This window comes from Pusillimonas sp. (assembly GCF_044464525.1).
Classification (GTDB): Bacteria; Pseudomonadota; Gammaproteobacteria; order Burkholderiales; family Burkholderiaceae_B; genus Pusillimonas.
This window is the reverse complement of record NZ_JBIQLE010000049.1, coordinates 1-16,342: the sequence shown is the minus strand read 5'-3', so window position 1 is coordinate 16,342 and position 16,342 is coordinate 1. Positions and strand designations below refer to the sequence as shown.

The following is a 16,342-nucleotide window of genomic DNA, read 5'->3' as shown; positions in this document are numbered from 1 at the left end:
CTCCTGACCGTCGCGGGCGACGAACTCAGGAAAGACGGTGGCAACGAGGCCAACCGGGTTCTTCGTGCCGACCGCACAACAACAGCTCAAACCCTTGGGCTTCCGAATCTTGGAATCCGGTGTGCGGTGAACAGCAAACCCTTTCTTTGTCAGGAGAAATCCCATGCTTGCATCCCGCTTCGGTTTCCTTTCACCCGTGCTTCGCAGCGACCGCCCACTATCGGACGATCAGATCAGGGCCGTGGTTCCGTCCATCTATGCCGAGGCCCCACACCAAAGCCGGTCAGAACGCTATAGCTACATCCCCACGGCGGCGGTACTGACGGAGCTACGGAAAGAGGGTTTTGAACCCTTCATGGTGACGCAGACCCGAGTACGCAACCAAGACCGGCGCGAACACACCAAACACATGATTCGCCTGCGCCATGCCAATCAGGTGAATGACAGCATCGCCAACGAGATTATTTTGCTCAATTCCCACGATGGTACGAGCAGTTATCAGATGCTCGGTGGAGCCTACCGATTTGTCTGCGCAAATGGCCTTGTATGCGGCGATACCGTGGCCGATGTTCGTATTCCGCATACGGGCGACATTACCGGGCAGGTTATCGAAGGTGCGTTCAAGGTATTGGACGGTTTCGAGCGAGTGCGGGAATCCCGCGAAGCCATGCAGGCCATCACCTTGGACGAAGGCGAAGCCCACATTCTCGCCCGCGCCGCGCTGGCCCTGAAATACGACGACCCGGACAAGCCCGCACCCATCACGGAAAGCCAGATTCTGATGCCGCGCCGGTATGACGACCGCCGCCCCGATCTGTGGATGACCTTCAACCGCCTGCAGGAAAACCTCACCAAAGGCGGTTTGCGTGGCCGCAGCGCCAACGGTCGCCGCCAAAGCACCCGAGCGGTGCAGGGCATTGATTCCGACATTCGCCTGAACCGTTCCCTGTGGCTGCTGGCCGAGGGTATGCGCCAGTTGAAAGCCTGATTCCTCACGCGGCAGGGGCTGGCAGCCACCCTTGCCGCGTCTTTCAAGGCTGCAATGCAAAACCTCAAGGAGTGTTCACCATGAACGCGATCAACCAAACCGAAGTCCAAGCTATCGACACCGCTACGCCCGAAGCCGCCGCCCCGGCGCAAAACCTGATTCTCGTACCGCTGTCGCAGCTTCGCGCTTCAAAGCGCAACGTGCGCAAGACCAAGACCGCAGGCCAGTCGATTGATGCGCTGGCCGAAAGCATCGCCCGCGTGGGGCTGCTGCAAAACCTCACCGTCATCGCCGCCGTCAATGGCGAGCATTACGAGGTCGTGGCCGGTGGCCGCAGGCTGGCGGCGCTCAAGCTGCTGGCCAAGAAACGCCGCATCGCCAAGGATTGGGAGGTTCCATGCCTGCTGGTGACGGACGCCAGCGCCCGCACCGTGAGCCTGACCGAGAACGTGCAGCGCGAAGCCATGCACCCGGCTGACCAGTTTGAAGCGTTCGCCGCGCTGGTCAAAGAAGGCCGACCCATCGAAGACATTGCGGCGGATTTCAGTGTGACCCCGCTGGTGGTGCAGCGGCGCTTGAAGCTGGCGAACGTCTCGCCGCGTCTGCTGGCCGATTACCGCGCTGATGCGGTGAACCTTGAACAGTTGATGGCCCTTGCCATTACGGACGATCATGCGGCGCAAGACGCGGCGTTTTACGATGCGCCCGAATGGCAGCGCCAGCCCCACGCCTTGCGTGATCGGCTGACCGAGCGGGAGATTGACGCAGGCCATGCACTGGTGCGTTTCGTGGGGCTGGACGCCTACGAGGCCGCAGGCGGCGGCATTCGCCGTGATCTGTTCGCACAGGACGATAGCGGCGTGTATGTGACCGACGCTGCATTACTCGAAACGCTGGTGCGCGAGAAGCTGGACGGCCACGCCGCCGAAGTGAAGGCGGAAGGTTGGGCCTGGGTGGATGCCGCGCCCGTCGCTACCTATGCCGACCGGCAAGCCTTCCAGCGTGCCCCGCGAGAGCGGCGCAATCCCACCAAGCGGGAAGCCGGCCGTATGGAAAAGCTGGAAGCCAAGATGCAGGCCATTGGTGAAAAACTCGATATGGCGCTGGAAGAAGATGACGAGGAAAAAGCCGACGCCTTGCAGGAAGAAGGCGACCGCGTAGGCCAGCAGTTACAGGCGCTGGAAGATCGTTTTCTGGACTACACCCCCAACGTCAAAGCCGCCGCCGGTGCCATCGTCACCCTTGACCGGCAAGGCCAGATCGTCGTGCATCGCGGCCTGATGCGTGAAGCCGAAGCCAAGGCGCTGCGTACTTTGGAACGATTGCGACAGGGTTTCAGCGGCGAGGATGACCCGAACGGTGAGGATGACGACCAGCCCAAGCCCGCTTCCATGTCCGACCGGCTGGCGCAACGCTTGAGCGCCCACCGTACCGCCGCGCTGCAAATTGAACTGGCCCGGAATCCACAGGTGGCGCTGGCCGCCGTGGTGCATGGCATGGTGCAGGCGGTTATACCGATGGGCCGCTTTTGCCATCACAACGTGCCGCTGGAAATGCGCTTGATTGTGCAAGACCGGTTGGCAAGCCTGGCCTCGGATTGGCCGGATTCGCCCGCCGCCCTGGCCCTGGCCGAAATGCAACAGGCGGTGGGTGAAACCTTGCCGCAGGATAGCGCCGAACTGTTCGCCGCCTTGCTTGCGACCCCGCAGGATGAATTGTTGCGGCTGATGGCCGTATGCGCGGCCATGACGGTGGATGCGATCACCCCCCGCGCTACGCCCCTGCAACCGGGCATGGAACTGGCGCAGGCCGTGGGGCTGGACATGGCAGCGTGGTGGCAGCCGACCGCCGAAGGCTACTTCATGCACATTTCCAAGGCCATGATTCTGGAAGCCGTGGGCGAGTTCGCGCCTGACCACGTTTACCGGCTGGAAAAGTTGAAGAAGGCCGAGCTTGCCAGCGAAGCCGAACGGCTGTTGGCGGGTACGGGTTGGATGCCCGCCGTCTTCCGGGTGGAGGGTTCGCAGGATGAAGCTATCGACATCGACACCGACGAACCAGTTGATGCAGTAGCCGCATAATCCTGACGATAGGCCAGCGCCCCGGTTCAGCCGAGGCGCTTCGCTGTCCAGTCAGCATCGCCCCCAACGCGGTGGAGCCGTGAGGGCGATGGTCAAAATCCGGGCGCTGCATCGCCGCGCCCGGTGACAACTCTAATAACCAGTCGGTCATCGCATTCGCGGTGATTCAGTGGTGATGAAACAGCCGTAAACTGCAATCTAAGCTCGATCTGTACATGTGCATTGCGGATGCAGCATTAGCCGATCCTTGCTTAACATACGATCTAATATAATATAGCCTCCTAGATTATATTTGGCTGTTCATTCTCATGTCCCATACATCCCGCCAGAAAGACAAGCTGATCGCCCGTGTCCGTCGAATCAAAGGGCAGTTGGAAGGTATTGAGCGTGCTTTGGATTCGGAAGCGGCGTGTGTGGAAGTACTGCGTCAGATCGCATCCGTGCGCGGCGCGGTCAATGGATTGACGGCCGAAGTGATGGAAGATCACTTGCGCCAACACGTCCTGGCAGTCGAAACAGACAGGGAGCGCAATCAAGGCGGCGAGGAAATGATTGAGGTCATCCGCGCCTACATGAAATGAGCCACTCCTTACGGGCTTGAGACATACAGGACTCCTGATGACGACGAACACCATCCCGGCCTCGGGCCACACTCACTTCTTTCTCGGTGGCGACCACCAGCGCAATGAACGCAGGGTGTGGCTGGTCATTGGCCTCACGGCCAGCATGATGCTGGTGGAAATCATTGCCGGCACGCTGTATGGCTCCATGGCATTGGTGGCAGACGGCTGGCATATGTCAACGCATGCCGGAGCCATGCTGATTGCCGTATTGGCCTATCGTTTTGCGCGTAGGCATGCGGGCAATCCGCGTTTTTCCTTCGGCACCGGCAAGCTCGGTGACTTGGCTGGCTTTGCCAGTGCCGTGCTGTTGGCCTTGATCGCCTTGCTGATCGGCTGGGAAAGTCTGGTGCGGCTCAGCCAACCGATTCATATCGATTTCAATCAAGCGATCGCCGTGGCGATCATGGGGCTGATCATCAATCTGGCTTGTGCCTGGCTGCTGAAAAATGATCATGGCCACCATCATGGACACGGCCATGCGAATCACCACAGCCACGATGAACATCACACGCCCTGCAAGGGCCGCGACAACAACTTGCGCGCTGCTTACCTGCATGTGCTGGCCGATGCACTGACATCGGTGCTCGCCATTGTTGCGCTGCTTGTAGGCCGGGGCTATGGCTGGACATGGGCCGATCCGGCCATGGGTGTGGTTGGCGCATTGGTGATTGTCCGCTGGTCATGGGGGCTGATTCGTGATTCCGGTAGCGTGCTGCTTGATGCAACGGCTGAAAGTGGACAAGTGCAGCGGGAAATACGGGAAGCGGTGGAACCAACAGGAAGCCAGATCACCGATCTACATGTCTGGCAGGTTGGCCCCGGCCACTTTGCCGTCATCGTTTCCTTGGTCGCCCGGGAACATCAGGAGCCGGCATATTACAAGACGATGCTCGCGCATATCCATGAGTTGTCGCATGTCACGGTCGAAGTGCAGCGCGAGGCCGTATGAACGTCGGGGCGAAGCTGAAAGCTTGGGCCAAGCGGATCAAGCGTGACGGTGTGACGCTATGGTTTGCCGGAAAGCATCCCCTGACACCGTGGTTTGCCAAAGCCCTGGGGTTATTTGTGGTCGCTTATGCGCTGAGCCCCATCGACCTGATTCCAGATTTCATCCCTGTGTTGGGCTATCTCGATGACGTGATCCTGCTGCCTGTCCTGATCTGGTTGACCGTCAAGCTGCTGCCGCCGGAAGTGCTGGCGGAATGCCGAATCAAGGCGGACGAATGGATGCAAATGGAAGGTGCCAAGCCAAGAAGCCGATTCGGAGCGGTGCTGATCGTGGCGCTATGGCTGGCGGCAGGGGCGGCATTGTGGTTCTGGATTGAGCCGCATATGTAGGCTGTTTTTTGATCATGCATCGAACAGGGCCAGGGCGTGTCGGTGCCAGCCCCGCTGTGCGCGATGCTTGCGGTCAAGTCAGGCGGCCACCGTCACGCTGGATAAATGTCACCCCATTTAGCGGCATGATAGGCATAACAAGGGCTGTCACGAAAACTTCACGGTTTATGCACAGGCTTGCGCACAGAATCTGTGGATAAGCCTGAGCGTGTCGGCGCAAGCGCCGCCGGGCTGTCGGGCTGCGCCCCGTGCCGGCCTTGCCGTCACGGCCATTCGGTTTCGATCCCTCACGCCTTCGCGCCTGCGGCGCTGCGCACTCACGTTTGCGGGTTGCGCGACGCGCAACCTTTGAAGTACAGCCGCGTTTCACGCAGAGGTTTTCACCGCAAAACCAAGTGACACTGTATGGCTGTCTTGCTCCCGGTCATTGTGTCATGCCGTTCTCCGTTTCAAGGGCGGTGCGCCGCCGTGGGCGCCGCTTGCGGCCTCTGGCCGTCTTCGACCCTTGAAACCTGCGCTGCGCCATGCCTTTCGGGTTCCGGGCAATCCCGCCCTGAACACTGGAGAGCATCATGGATAACAATATCGCCGCGCTGAGCTATGACAATATGAACGAGACATGCACGCTGTATGTGCGCAGTCCCGGCGGCCGCTATAAGCTGGCCAGCGACGAGCAGATTCTGGCGGCTGGCCGCACGGCGGCGGAAAGTCTGGTTTCCACATCCTCGCCGGTCGATCAGCCGACCAAGGTGAAGCAGTTTTTCCAGGCCAAGCTGGCCGGGCTGGGGCATGAGTGCGCAGCCTTTCTTTATCTGGACTCACGTTTCAAGCCTATCCGTTACATCGAACAGGGGTCGGGCACACTGAGCCAGGCCAGCGTCTATCCTCGCGAGATCGTCAAAACGGCGCTGCGTCTGAACGCTGCCGCGCTCATCATGGCGCACAACCATCCGTCGGGTTTAACCGAACCAAGTATGGCTGACCTGAATCTGACCAAACATCTCAAAAACGCGCTGGCGCTGATAGATGTACGGCTTCTCGATCATGTCATCGTGACGGCGACGAGTACGGCTTCGCTGGCCGAGCTGGGGCAGATCTAAAGCCTTGAAAACAGTGCGGGGCATTTCGCCCTGCACTTCTTCGCGCCTGTCGACGTTGCGCGCGTCGCTTGCGGTCATCAGCCCCGCTAAAAGGCGGTGCGGGTCAGACTACGCCAGGACTTGCTGCGGCAGGTTGCACGCAAGCGTGCCGTCCACGATGCTGACAGGCACCTTGCCTTGGACATCACGAGGGGCGGTTCACCGACAAATCGCCCGGCCTGCTTATGGAGTTGCCACACCACGCTTTCAATTCAGCGTCGCAGCATGCGGCGGGTGCGTTCTCGCCCAATAGTGGGAGGCTGGATCTTGCCCGCATCAGGGCATATGCCGGTAATGCAGTCATGCGGAGCACCGAATCAACCATGTCTCCTTTGCGGGACGGTCGGCCTGTACGTCCTTGTCTTGTCGTGATTCCTGGCGGGGGGCGGCTACGCCTTCGGGCTATTGGCCGCAACCGTCCAGCACAAACAATTTCCCCGCCGCCGGGGGCGGCTTCCTCGCGAAACAAATTCTTTGTGCTTCCCGGCCCTGCACGTTGTTACGGCCGCTTACGCGGTGCGCCCCGCCCACCCCCGCCGACCGGATCACAACAAGGACGCACTGGCGCGACCTTGATACCCCTGAAAGGAGAATTACCATGGCTAATATCGGCACCTTCACCGCAGACAAAGACGGCTACACCGGCACACTGCGCACCCTGACGCTCAACGTCAAGGTCAAGCTGGTACCCAACGACAAGGGCGAGAACGACAAAGCCCCCGACTACCGCCTGCAGGCGGCGAGCAACGACATCGGCGCGGCGTGGCAGAAAACCAGCGAAGCCGGGCGCGAATACTTGTCCGTGACCCTGGATGACCCCTCGTTCCCGGCCACGGTCTACGCTCGCCTGATCGAAAACGAGGACGGCACGCACGATCTGCTCTGGTCGCGCAGCAAGCCGCCAGCGGCTTAACCCTCACGGCCCCGCCTTTTGGCGGGGCGCTACTGCGTCCGGCTTGCGCCCAACGGCCCGTTGCGGCGCGGTCGCCTTAAGTTCTACAGTTAGACCTTACCTTCGATAAGCTGGTCTTCTGTTGAGGTCATCAGCACTGCCGTGCTGCATTCCAGCGCGCCGGCGATCTTGAAGATAACCGCCAGTGTGGGCATGTGCTCGCCGCGTTCGATCTTGCCCAGGTGGGAACGTTCGATGCCGGCCAGGTTCGCCAGCATTTCCTGGGCGATGCCGCGTTCCGTGCGCAGCGCGCGCACCGCCATGCCGAAGGCTTGCGCCAATTCGGCATCGAAGGTGGTGGCGCCGAGAGGTCGGCCGCGCTGGACGGGACGCTTTTGCATAGACACAAGCGTCGTTCGGCGGCACAATTAAAACCACGTTATCTTTAACTCATTTATTCTCATTTCATCTTTTTTTTGTGTAATAACGAAAATCCGTATTGTTGGATTTCCTTAAAACCGGAGAATCGCAATCGTGCTTTTCCTGATTCGCATAGACGCGGCATTACGCATCCACGCTTGCCCGGATTCCCTAAAAGCCGCCTTCGTGTTTGCGTACAAAGACACGGATAAAGATCGGCGGCTTTACGCTTTGGCAGAGCAAATGTGAACTATCAGCTCATCACCGACGAGGAACGCGCACAACTGCTCACCAATGGCCAGGCCCGCGTTGCCGGGCAGGCCATTGACCCGCTACCGGTCGTGCGGCTGTTCACCCCGGATGCTCACTTAATCTGGCTCCTTACCGAACTCGACCCCGAAGACGGCGATACGGCCTATGGCCTGATCGACCTAGGGTTGGGCATGCCGAAGCTGGGCACAGTACCGCTTTCCGCCCTGGCGTCCATCGTCGGGCCGCGCAAACAGCCGGTGATGCGTGACCGCTATTTCCAGGCGGCACGCCCGCTATCGGAATATGTACGGCTGGCGCAGGAAAATGGCTCGATCACCGATTGATGGGGTGGATATATCCGACTACGGAGGAAGTGCGCACCCCATCGAGACAGGGCGCATTGAGACTATTTCCATCATATTCAAGACCCATTCGGTCTGAATCAGGCGTCTTGCAGAAAAGCGCAGCGGCTCAGACTTAAACAGTCATGATCTTTTACGCGGAATACGGCAGGATGGTTGATGCTGCATGCTGAGGTTGCAGCGGTGCTGTCGTCGCATTCGGATGATCTGTGCAACGGTTAAGACCCAATCGGACTTGATATTTTCAGTTTCACTTTACTTGATTGGTAATCAAATCTTAACGCATTGAAACCGTGCTGTGTTCGGTTTATTCATGACGGCGCGCCCGCTGCATCAAGGGGGGTTTGCGTGATGGCCGATTCGAGCACCCGTTCCTGGTACCCGAGCGCCGCGTATCTCTACGTCCTGCATCTCGACGGCCATGCGCTGGCCTGGGAATATCTGCGCCGTCATCCTGATTACCGGCGAGACTGGCAGTATCGCCATCGCCGACGGCAAGCCGCACATCAAGCGGCGCAGCGCTGGGGCTTGCGTCTGCTGGAAGACCCGGCGCTGGATGCGCGCGAGGCGCATCCGGCCTGGTTCCCCGACATTGACGGCGTTCAGCTTTACCCGGACGCCGACCCCTTGCCAGACGCTGAGCTGTTCAGGCTTTGGCGTCTTCCCGGCCAGAAGTACCTGATTCATGATGGCAAGCGCCTGGTGCTGTGGCTGCGCTGGCCGGGCGGCTGCTTGCGGCTGGCTGTCGCGCCCGGTCTGGCAGACGGCATGGCCTATGTCTATGCCATGCGTGCCAGCGCGGCGCCCGGCGCACGCGCTCAGGCGTTCATGCTCGAACTGAACAGGCTGGCCCTGGCCAACGATGCCGGCCCGATTGCAGCGGTGCGGCCGCGCCCCACCTTGTCGGCCTTGCAGGAGCTGCACACCTTGCAGGCGCTCGATGCGACCCTGGCGGGCGCATCCTTGTACGAGGCGGCCCAAGGACTGTTCGGTGAGGCGGTCGCCGCGGGCGACTGGCACGCCGATGGCGCGTTGCGCGCTCGCGTGCGTCGCCTTGTCCGCCGCGGGGATGCGTTGATGCGCGGCGGCTACCGCCGCTTGGCACAACTTCCCCCGCTTGTATAGGGACGATCTGCCCCTGATGCAAAACGTCCCTGAGCAGCCAGCCCGACTTTGTTGAGACTGTCTCCATCCGGCAGCGCTGGTGCTGCCGACGATACCGAACGATGGAGATTCATCTCATGCGACCCGCTCCCTTACGGCCTGCCGCCGCACCCACGACCGCGCCCGCGCAGCCCCAGCGCTACCTGACCAACGACGAAGCCGCCCAGTATTTGCGCCTGTCGCCGCGCACGCTGGAAAAGCAGCGCGTAATCGGCGGCGGGCCGAAGTTTCGCAAGTTTGGCCGCCGCGTCATGTACGCGGTGGCCGATCTGGATGCCTGGGCCGATGCGCGCAGCTATGAGGCCACGTCCGACCCCGAGTACGCCCAGCGCCATGCGGGTGATTGCCGTGATGGCCGCTGATCGACGGCGCGCGGCAGGCCATCGCCATGTCCCGCCTTGCGCTGCCATCAGGGCAGCGGGCAGCGCCACAGCAGGAACAGCTCGATCTGTTCCGTGCGTTGCCGGGCGATATGGCGCCGCGCGATGCCCAGGACTTGATGGCCTATCCGTTCTTCTCTCTGGCGAAGTCGCGGCGCGTCGCGCCCATCGACTTTGTGAGCGGCCCCATCACCATCCGCGTGGAGGGCACGCTAGAGCACGGCATCGCCACGATCTGGGATGCGGACATCCTCATCTGGGCGGCCAGTCAGATCGTGCAGGCCCGCGATGCGGGTATCCCGCCGTCGCGGCGCATGCAGGCCACGCCTTACGAGATTCTGCGCTTTATCGGGCGCGGCACCGGTTCTCGCGACTACCAGCGCCTCAAAGCCGCGCTCGACCGGCTGCAATCCACGACGGTAGCCACATCCATTCGCGAAACCACCGGGCGGCGTCTGCATCGGTTTTCGTGGATCAACGAATGGAAGGAACTGGCCGATGCCGGCGGCAAGCCGCTGGGCATCGAGCTGATTCTGCCGGACTGGTTCTATGCGGGCGTGCTCGACGCGGCTCTCGTGCTGACCATCGACCCGGCGTACTTTCGCCTAACGGGCGGCATCGAGCGCTGGCTGTACCGCCTGGTGCGCAAGCACGGCGGCAAGCAGGAGAACGGCTGGCAGTTCGATTTTCGCTACCTGCATCAGAAGTCCGGCAGCACCGCCAAGCCCTACGACTTCGCCTGCGATCTGCGCGCCCTGGTCGCCAAGCAATCTCTGCCTGGCTACGTGCTGGGTATCGAACTGGTGCCGGACGAAGGGCGCGAGCTGCTGACCTTCCGGCCCGTGCCGCCGACGGCACGGGGATAAGTCTGTGGATGAGCTGTGGACATCCTGTGGATAGTGTCGTGCTATCAGGCGTGCGGGGTATCGTGCTATCAGGCGTGGGACTATCGTGCTATCAGGCGTGTCAAACCGCTGCAAACCCGCGCCGACATTTGGTTTGCGCACCCCTTAACTTATCTAACTTAACTACTCTAACTATTGGTAGGGAAGCGCCGTCGCAGTGGGCAATTGCCACGCGGCTCAGAATAGCCGACCATTTTCACCACCAGAAAAGCGGTTTTGCAGGTCAAGTGAAGCGGCGGTTTCCCGCTCGGAGGGCCGTGCCATGATCGTCGCCTTGCTCAACCAGAAAGGCGGGGTGGGCAAGACCACGCTTGCCACGCACATTGCCGGTGAACTGGCTTTGAGGGGTCAGCAGGTCATTCTGCTGGATGCCGATCCGCAAGGCTCATCGCTGGACTGGACGCAGCGCCGGAGCCAGCAGGGGCTGCCCAGGCTCTTCAGCGCCGTGGGCTTGGCCCGTGAAACCCTGCATCAGGAAGCACCAGAACTGGCCAGACAGGCCGATCACGTCATCATCGACGGCCCGCCCAGGATTGCCGCTTTGGCGCGCTCTGCGCTGCTGGCAGCCGAAGTCGTCCTGATTCCGGTGCAGCCCAGCCCCTATGACGTTTGGGCCAGCGCCGAGATGGTGGCGCTCATTCGTGAGGCGCAGGTGTTCCGGCCAGCGATACGCGCAGCCTTTGTCATCAACCGGCGCGTGAGCACCACCGTCATCGGGCGTGAAGCGCGGCAATCTCTGGCCGAGCAGCCGCTGCCGGCACTACGCGCCGAGGTTCGGCAACGAATTGTCTTTGCCGACAGCGTGGCCTCTGGTCGTCTCGCCCGGGAGTCGGCACCCGACAGCACCGCCGCACGGGAGATCACCGCCCTGGTGGACGAACTGTTGGGGTGGCGGATATGACAATCAAATCGCCGCCCCCCAGCAAACGCACGGGCAAGCGCGTCGGCATCGGTGCGCGCCCGCCCGCGAATCCGCACGCCGAAGCGTGGATACGCCAGGGCGAGGCCGGGGCGCTGAACAAGGGCGATCTCTACACCGCCCGCCTGACCCTGGACATTACGCCTGCCTTGCGCGCACGCATCAAGGTGTCGGCCTTCACGCAAGGCGTAACTGTGGCCGATCTGCTGCGCGGCATCCTGGAGCGGGAGTTTCCATCGAAGGACACGCCATGAACACATCTCCATCGCCGGCCACGACCCTTTTTGCCGCCACGGCGGCGGCATCGTCTGCCGCGCGTGCTGCCTACACGGGCAGCGTGCCGCTGACCCGCGTATCGCTCATCTACCTCGAAACCCGCCTGACGCTTTATCTGCGCTTTGGCGAGCCGGCGCGTACCGTGAAGCTCGATCATTGGCGGCGTTGCGCGGTGTTCCTTCCCGGCGCCATGTTCTGCCGCATGCTATGGCAGGCCAATGATTACGGCACCACACGCTGGCAGCTTATGGTGATGCAGGCTTGCACACCGCTGGATGCGGTGCAGCGCATCGCGGGCGTGCGCCCCGGCGCGCGTCTGCTGCTGAAGGCCGAAGGCAAGCAGGCAGTGCAAGCGGTGCTGCATCGCATCGACGCCATCGAGGCACTGGGCATTGCGCCCGCCGCCACGTCGCCCGCGTACTGGCGCATGCTGGGCAACCGGCTCGCCGCCCGCTCGCCGCTGCCGGAATACAGCAGCGCAAGGCATGCGGCGTGGCTGGCTGGCAGGGAACTGCGATGAGCAGGGTTCCTACATCAGCACCTGTTGCGGGAAACACGGCCCATCCTCGCTCGCGCCAGCGCGCACGCTTCGCGCTGGCTGCACTGTCCGCCGTCGGCCTGGCTGCGCTGGCCTGGGCGCCCTTCATGCAGCCGCTGCCGCGTTGGGTCTACAACCCCTCCGACAGCGTTCCCGTCGGCTGGTATCGCATCGAACCGTTCCATCGTCGGCCGAATTCTCTGCCGGTGGGAAGCATCGTTCTTACCCGCCTGCCCGCTGAAGCAGCGTCGCTCGCCGCCCAGCGCGGCTATTTGCCCGCCCGCGTCCCGCTGCTCAAACGCGTGGGCGCGGTCGCGCCCCAACACGTCTGCATCGTGCAAGGTCAGGTACGCATCGACGGCGTGCCGGTGGCCGCCGTGTTGTCTGCCGATCGGCTGGGCCGGGCATTGCCATTCTGGCGACCCTGCCGCCCGCTGGCCGAGGGCGAGCTATTCCTGTTGAGCGCCAGCAACCCGGCGTCGTTCGACAGTCGCTACTTCGGGCCAGTCAGCGCATCCGCCGTGATCGGCGTTGCGCACCCGGCCTTGCGTGAGGTTCGGCCATGATGACCACCGATTCGCTGCACGTTGTCGTGCATCTCGTCGTGCTATCGGGCGTGTCATCCTGGCTGTCGTCGGCGCGTCATTGCGCGTGCAGCGCGGGTGTTGATTCTGCGTCTCGGGCACCGCGCTTCGCGCCTCCCTCGGCGCAGCCGCCCAACGTGCAGCCATCTTGCCTGGAACGTGTCTGGCCTGCGGCCTTCACCGCGTTCGTCGGTGTGCTGGCTGCTCACTCAGCAGCGCCACCAAGCCGCCGGCGCCGGGAGCGAAAGCGACAGGCAAAGGCGGAAGGCAAGACAAAAGGGGGCGGCACCTGTCCGCCCGCAAAGTCAGTCTGCACGTGGGGGGGGTGCGGCACGACGCGGCTTTGCCGCTGTGCCGCTTGGGGCGCGTGGCCCGCGCCAATGCAAGCCTGCCCGCGTGCTTCGCACGCCAGGACACGCCATAGCTTTCTGAAGGAACGACCATGAATGATCGCCGTGATGATGACTTTCGCATGCGCCCCAGCGCCCCGAAGGATAGGGGCCAGGGCTTTGTTTCCAAGGTGCTCAAACAGGTTGGCAAAGCCGGCGGCAAGTCGGCAGTGCGTCGGCCCGCGTTGACTAAAAGCCAAGGCCAGCGCACAGGTCAACGCCCCGGTTCGCGCCTGGGGCGCGGCCACACGGCAGCGCGTTTTGCGGGGGCGACGCTTACGCCATTCTCGCGGCGCGTCACGATCAAGACCTTGCTGGTAAATCAGCGCCAGGCCGGCCCGCAGTCGTTGTCCCGGCACTTGCGCTACGTCGAGCGCGACGGCACGGGCCGTGATGGAGAGCCGGGGCGGGCTTATGGGCCGCAGGTGGATGAAGCCGACCTTGATGCTTTCAAGGAACGCTGCGCCGATGATCGTCACCATTTCCGTTTCATCGTCTCGCCCGAGGATGGGGCCGAGCTGGACGACCTGCGCACCTATACGCGGCACCTGATGAATCGTATGGAGGCCGACCTTGGTACACGGCTGGATTGGGTGGCGGTCGATCATTGGAATACCGACAACCCGCATACCCATGTCATCGTGCGTGGGCGCGACGATACGGGCCAAGACCTCATCATCGCGGGCGACTACATCGCCGATGGATTCCGCCATCGCGCTTCTGAGCTGGCAACTGAATGGCTGGGGCTGCGCACTGAACTGGAGATCCAGCAGACCATGCAGCGCGAGGTGGATCAGGAGCGATGGATGGGTCTGGACCGCACCCTGCAACGTGAGGTTGGCGACGATGGCCGAGTGCATATCGAACGCTTCAACGAACCCCGACTACAACGTCAGCGCCTGCTGCTGATCGGCCGTTTGCAACGATTGCAGCGTATGGGGTTGGCTGAAGAATTGCAGTCTGGCTCCTGGTTTATCCACGCTGATGCCGAGAAAACCTTGCGTGCTCTGGGCGAACGCGGCGATATTATCCGCACCATGCAGCGAGCCATGAGCGGCCAGGCCCGAGAACTGGCGGTGTTCGAGCCGGGCGAGGATGACCGAACCATTGTGGGTCGCGTCGCCGCCAAGGGGCTGGCTGATGAACTGCGCGATAGTGGTTATCTGGTCATCGACGGCGTGGATGGCAAGGCCCATTACGTTGCGCTCAATGCCCGTGACGAACCGGCGAACTACCCCACCGGCTCGGTGGTGGAAGTGAAAGGCTCCTCCGAAGAGCGTGCTGCTGATCGAAATATCGTTGCACTGGCAAGCGACGGCCTGTACCGCACTGACCATCAACTGGCGATTGAGCAAGGCCGAGCTAAACCTGGGCGCGATCCGCAGGAAGTTGTCGCCTCGCATGTCCGTCGTCTGGAGGCCTTGCGCCGCGCCGGCATCGTTGAGCGCGTGGCCGAAGGGCTTTGGAAGGTGCCCGATGACCTACCGGAGCGTGGCCGCCAGTATGACGCGCAGCGCCTGGGCGGTGTGAGCGTGGAGCTGAAAACACACCTTCCCATCGAACAGCAGACCCGCGTGATCGGCGCCACTTGGCTCGATCAACAACTGATCGGAGGCGGCAAGGGGGTGGGAGACATCGGCTTCGGTAGTGAGGCCAAGCAAACCATGCGGCAGCGTGCCGACTTCCTAGTTGAACAGGGACTGGCTGAGAAGCGCGGGCGACGTGTCATCCTTGCCCGAAATCTGCTGTCAACGCTGCGTAATCGGGAACTGGCCCAGGCCGCCAAAGACATCGCTGCCGAAACCGGGCTGGAACATCGACCCGTGGCAGACGGCCATCGTGTAGCCGGCATCTACCGACGCTCCGTCATGCTCGCAAGTGGGCGCTATGCGATGCTCGATGACGGCATGGGGTTCAGCCTAGTGCCGTGGAAGCCGGTGATCGAGCGGGGGCAGGGCCAGCAGCTTGCCGCCACAGTGCGCGGCGGTGGGGTGTCCTGGAACATTGAGCGCCATCGTGGATTGTCGATGGAGTAACTTCATGCACCCGTAGCCCATGGCGTTTGAAATTGTAGAACCGCCTTGGCTAGGTTCGACGACGCCTGGTAACCAGGAATTTGGCTGCGATCATGTGCAAATCACCTTCAACATGGCTGTGGATTCTGGTACGCCGTGCGTTCTAGGACATCGGCGATTGGACGGAAAACAGACCGAAAAATTCGTATCGGCCTGTTGGCCTGCTCGAGATTCGTCTCTTATAGTCTAGCATTAGGAAAGCTTCGCCCAACGGAGCGGTAAGATTCCGTACTTCTTTGCGGCTCGTTCTAGCTTGCCAAGCTACCGTGGACTCTCCGCTTGATCAAACTTGCGACAAGCCTGATCCAAGAATTTGCGAAACATTGGTAAGTGCCTACATAAAAGGAATAATGCGCGACGTTATCCCAATGGCGGCTCCCGGGGCGATGGTTTATGCCAGCTACGACGATGGTCCATATCTAAACGGCTTCAGCTTCATGTAATCGTCAGATATGTTCGGCTAAATGGTATAGTAACGATTCAAATGAAAAAAATCGTGTTCCTCCTTCTACTCGCACTGATGCCTCTCCAGGCTTCCTGGGGCGTGGTAAGTGTGTACGTCGTTCAAAAACACGACATGTGCCTGCATCCTTGCACTGAAGCGCAAGAGGCTCAAGCCCAGAACAGCGATAAAGAGCCTGCCAGTACAAAAAACGCTCACCATGAAGATCGCTTTTGCGGGCTGCACGCATTGTCCGTTGTCAATAGCCTTCCATTGCGTGCGCTGTCTTTTTCATCATCCCCTGTTCCCCCGGTCTACGCACCGCCGTTCGTTCCACAGACCCTCATCGACAGGCCGGAACGGCCTAAATGGGGCGCGTCAGCCTAAGCCAGATAACGCGCTTAACGCGTTGTCTCGCCATCCCCTGCAGTAGCTGGGAGAGGTGACACGCATCTTATCGGCACAAAATCGCTTCGCACGCCGTGTTTATAGACGGCATCGTCGCTGCGCTCTCCCAGACACTGCTCAAGATCAAGTACGTCAATCGACTATCTTGGAGCAATTCCATGCGCAGT

18 protein-coding genes are annotated in these 16,342 nt (G+C 61.5%); 17 read left to right on the top strand and 1 reads right to left on the bottom strand.

Going from position 1 to position 16,342, the window contains the following annotated elements:
• Positions 1-163 precede the first annotated feature (163 nt).
• The 7 genes from ACIY1O_RS16840 to ACIY1O_RS16810 all read left to right on the top strand — a co-directional run bounded on the left by ACIY1O_RS16840 (position 164) and on the right by ACIY1O_RS16810 (position 7,082).
• Complete coding sequence (locus ACIY1O_RS16840) at positions 164-988, top strand: DUF932 domain-containing protein (protein WP_397476253.1); 825 nt, start codon at positions 164-166, stop codon at positions 986-988.
• An 80-nt stretch (positions 989-1,068) separates the two neighbouring features.
• Positions 1,069-3,069 carry a ParB/RepB/Spo0J family partition protein gene (locus ACIY1O_RS16835; protein WP_397476252.1) on the top strand — a complete coding sequence of 667 codons (2,001 nt, stop codon included), beginning with the start codon at positions 1,069-1,071 and terminating at the stop codon, positions 3,067-3,069.
• 308 nt (positions 3,070-3,377) lie between these two features.
• Positions 3,378-3,650, top strand: coding sequence for a metal/formaldehyde-sensitive transcriptional repressor (locus ACIY1O_RS16830; RefSeq protein WP_397476251.1), 273 nt, complete (start codon positions 3,378-3,380; stop codon positions 3,648-3,650).
• A gap of 37 nt (positions 3,651-3,687) precedes the next feature.
• Positions 3,688-4,641, top strand: coding sequence for a CDF family Co(II)/Ni(II) efflux transporter DmeF (dmeF, locus tag ACIY1O_RS16825; protein ID WP_397476250.1), 954 nt, complete (start codon positions 3,688-3,690; stop codon positions 4,639-4,641).
• Positions 4,638-5,030 (top strand): YkvA family protein, encoded by a 393-nt coding sequence (locus ACIY1O_RS16820; protein WP_397476249.1) that lies wholly within the window; start codon positions 4,638-4,640, stop codon positions 5,028-5,030. Before dmeF ends, ACIY1O_RS16820 begins: the two co-directional genes overlap by 4 nt.
• 572 nt (positions 5,031-5,602) lie before the next feature.
• Positions 5,603-6,130, top strand: a complete 528-nt coding sequence (locus ACIY1O_RS16815; RefSeq protein ID WP_397476248.1) for a JAB domain-containing protein — start codon at positions 5,603-5,605, stop codon at positions 6,128-6,130.
• Positions 6,131-6,767: 637 nt separating this feature from the next.
• Positions 6,768-7,082 (top strand): DUF736 domain-containing protein, encoded by a 315-nt coding sequence (locus ACIY1O_RS16810; RefSeq protein WP_397476247.1) that lies wholly within the window; start codon positions 6,768-6,770, stop codon positions 7,080-7,082.
• Between the two features lie 89 nt (positions 7,083-7,171).
• Here the strand turns inward: ACIY1O_RS16810 and ACIY1O_RS16805 are convergent, their stop codons facing one another.
• Complete coding sequence (locus ACIY1O_RS16805) at positions 7,172-7,462, bottom strand: helix-turn-helix domain-containing protein (RefSeq protein ID WP_397476246.1); 291 nt, start codon at positions 7,460-7,462, stop codon at positions 7,172-7,174.
• 264 nt (positions 7,463-7,726) lie between these two features.
• On the opposite strand from ACIY1O_RS16805, the gene ACIY1O_RS16800 reads away from it, so the two are divergent.
• The 10 genes from ACIY1O_RS16800 to ACIY1O_RS16755 all read left to right on the top strand — a co-directional run bounded on the left by ACIY1O_RS16800 (position 7,727) and on the right by ACIY1O_RS16755 (position 16,154).
• Positions 7,727-8,077 carry a DUF2958 domain-containing protein gene (locus tag ACIY1O_RS16800; protein WP_397476245.1) on the top strand — a complete coding sequence of 117 codons (351 nt, stop codon included), beginning with the start codon at positions 7,727-7,729 and terminating at the stop codon, positions 8,075-8,077.
• A gap of 369 nt (positions 8,078-8,446) precedes the next feature.
• Positions 8,447-9,220: a DUF7011 domain-containing protein gene (locus tag ACIY1O_RS16795; protein WP_118993794.1), complete on the top strand. Its 774-nt coding sequence runs from the start codon at positions 8,447-8,449 to the stop codon at positions 9,218-9,220.
• 116 nt (positions 9,221-9,336) lie between these two features.
• The gene (locus ACIY1O_RS16790; protein WP_118993795.1) at positions 9,337-9,621 is read left to right on the top strand and encodes a helix-turn-helix transcriptional regulator; all 285 of its coding nucleotides are present in this window, start codon (positions 9,337-9,339) and stop codon (positions 9,619-9,621) included.
• Positions 9,622-9,647: 26 nt separating this feature from the next.
• Complete coding sequence (locus ACIY1O_RS16785) at positions 9,648-10,505, top strand: replication initiator protein A (protein WP_118993796.1); 858 nt, start codon at positions 9,648-9,650, stop codon at positions 10,503-10,505.
• A gap of 301 nt (positions 10,506-10,806) precedes the next feature.
• Entirely contained in the window at positions 10,807-11,445 is a 639-nt protein-coding gene (gene parA / locus ACIY1O_RS16780; protein ID WP_118993798.1) for a ParA family partition ATPase, read from the top strand.
• On the top strand, positions 11,442-11,717 hold the full coding sequence (locus ACIY1O_RS16775) for a chromosome partitioning protein ParB (RefSeq protein WP_118993799.1): 276 nt from the start codon (positions 11,442-11,444) through the stop codon (positions 11,715-11,717). The genes parA and ACIY1O_RS16775 overlap by 4 nt, the downstream gene beginning before the upstream one ends.
• A complete protein-coding gene (locus ACIY1O_RS16770; RefSeq protein WP_118993800.1) occupies positions 11,714-12,259 on the top strand; it encodes a DUF2840 domain-containing protein in 546 nt (181 codons plus the stop codon). The genes ACIY1O_RS16775 and ACIY1O_RS16770 overlap by 4 nt, the downstream gene beginning before the upstream one ends.
• Positions 12,256-12,843: a S26 family signal peptidase gene (locus ACIY1O_RS16765; RefSeq protein ID WP_118993801.1), complete on the top strand. Its 588-nt coding sequence runs from the start codon at positions 12,256-12,258 to the stop codon at positions 12,841-12,843. Before ACIY1O_RS16770 ends, ACIY1O_RS16765 begins: the two co-directional genes overlap by 4 nt.
• Positions 12,844-13,303: 460 nt before the next feature.
• Positions 13,304-15,286 carry a relaxase/mobilization nuclease domain-containing protein gene (locus ACIY1O_RS16760; protein WP_397476244.1) on the top strand — a complete coding sequence of 661 codons (1,983 nt, stop codon included), beginning with the start codon at positions 13,304-13,306 and terminating at the stop codon, positions 15,284-15,286.
• A gap of 535 nt (positions 15,287-15,821) precedes the next feature.
• A complete protein-coding gene (locus ACIY1O_RS16755; RefSeq protein WP_397476243.1) occupies positions 15,822-16,154 on the top strand; it encodes a hypothetical protein in 333 nt (110 codons plus the stop codon).
• Positions 16,155-16,342 lie beyond the last annotated feature (188 nt).

What these genes read in the sequence shown, in the direction of transcription:
- ACIY1O_RS16835 (WP_397476252.1), top strand. Translation starts at nt 1,069, where the DNA reads ATGAACGCGATCAACCAAACCGAAGTCCAAGCTATCGACACCGCTACG.
- ACIY1O_RS16790 (WP_118993795.1), top strand. Translation starts at nt 9,337, where the DNA reads ATGCGACCCGCTCCCTTACGGCCTGCCGCCGCACCCACGACCGCGCCC.
- ACIY1O_RS16815 (WP_397476248.1), top strand. Translation starts at nt 5,603, where the DNA reads ATGGATAACAATATCGCCGCGCTGAGCTATGACAATATGAACGAGACA.
- ACIY1O_RS16795 (WP_118993794.1), top strand. Translation starts at nt 8,447, where the DNA reads ATGGCCGATTCGAGCACCCGTTCCTGGTACCCGAGCGCCGCGTATCTC.
- ACIY1O_RS16810 (WP_397476247.1), top strand. Translation starts at nt 6,768, where the DNA reads ATGGCTAATATCGGCACCTTCACCGCAGACAAAGACGGCTACACCGGC.
- ACIY1O_RS16770 (WP_118993800.1), top strand. Translation starts at nt 11,714, where the DNA reads ATGAACACATCTCCATCGCCGGCCACGACCCTTTTTGCCGCCACGGCG.
- ACIY1O_RS16775 (WP_118993799.1), top strand. Translation starts at nt 11,442, where the DNA reads ATGACAATCAAATCGCCGCCCCCCAGCAAACGCACGGGCAAGCGCGTC.
- ACIY1O_RS16760 (WP_397476244.1), top strand. Translation starts at nt 13,304, where the DNA reads ATGAATGATCGCCGTGATGATGACTTTCGCATGCGCCCCAGCGCCCCG.
- ACIY1O_RS16820 (WP_397476249.1), top strand. Translation starts at nt 4,638, where the DNA reads ATGAACGTCGGGGCGAAGCTGAAAGCTTGGGCCAAGCGGATCAAGCGT.
- ACIY1O_RS16830 (WP_397476251.1), top strand. Translation starts at nt 3,378, where the DNA reads ATGTCCCATACATCCCGCCAGAAAGACAAGCTGATCGCCCGTGTCCGT.
- ACIY1O_RS16765 (WP_118993801.1), top strand. Translation starts at nt 12,256, where the DNA reads ATGAGCAGGGTTCCTACATCAGCACCTGTTGCGGGAAACACGGCCCAT.
- parA (WP_118993798.1), top strand. Translation starts at nt 10,807, where the DNA reads ATGATCGTCGCCTTGCTCAACCAGAAAGGCGGGGTGGGCAAGACCACG.
- ACIY1O_RS16840 (WP_397476253.1), top strand. Translation starts at nt 164, where the DNA reads ATGCTTGCATCCCGCTTCGGTTTCCTTTCACCCGTGCTTCGCAGCGAC.
- dmeF (WP_397476250.1), top strand. Translation starts at nt 3,688, where the DNA reads ATGACGACGAACACCATCCCGGCCTCGGGCCACACTCACTTCTTTCTC.
- ACIY1O_RS16785 (WP_118993796.1), top strand. Translation starts at nt 9,648, where the DNA reads ATGTCCCGCCTTGCGCTGCCATCAGGGCAGCGGGCAGCGCCACAGCAG.
- ACIY1O_RS16805 (WP_397476246.1), bottom strand. Translation starts at nt 7,462, where the DNA reads ATGCAAAAGCGTCCCGTCCAGCGCGGCCGACCTCTCGGCGCCACCACC.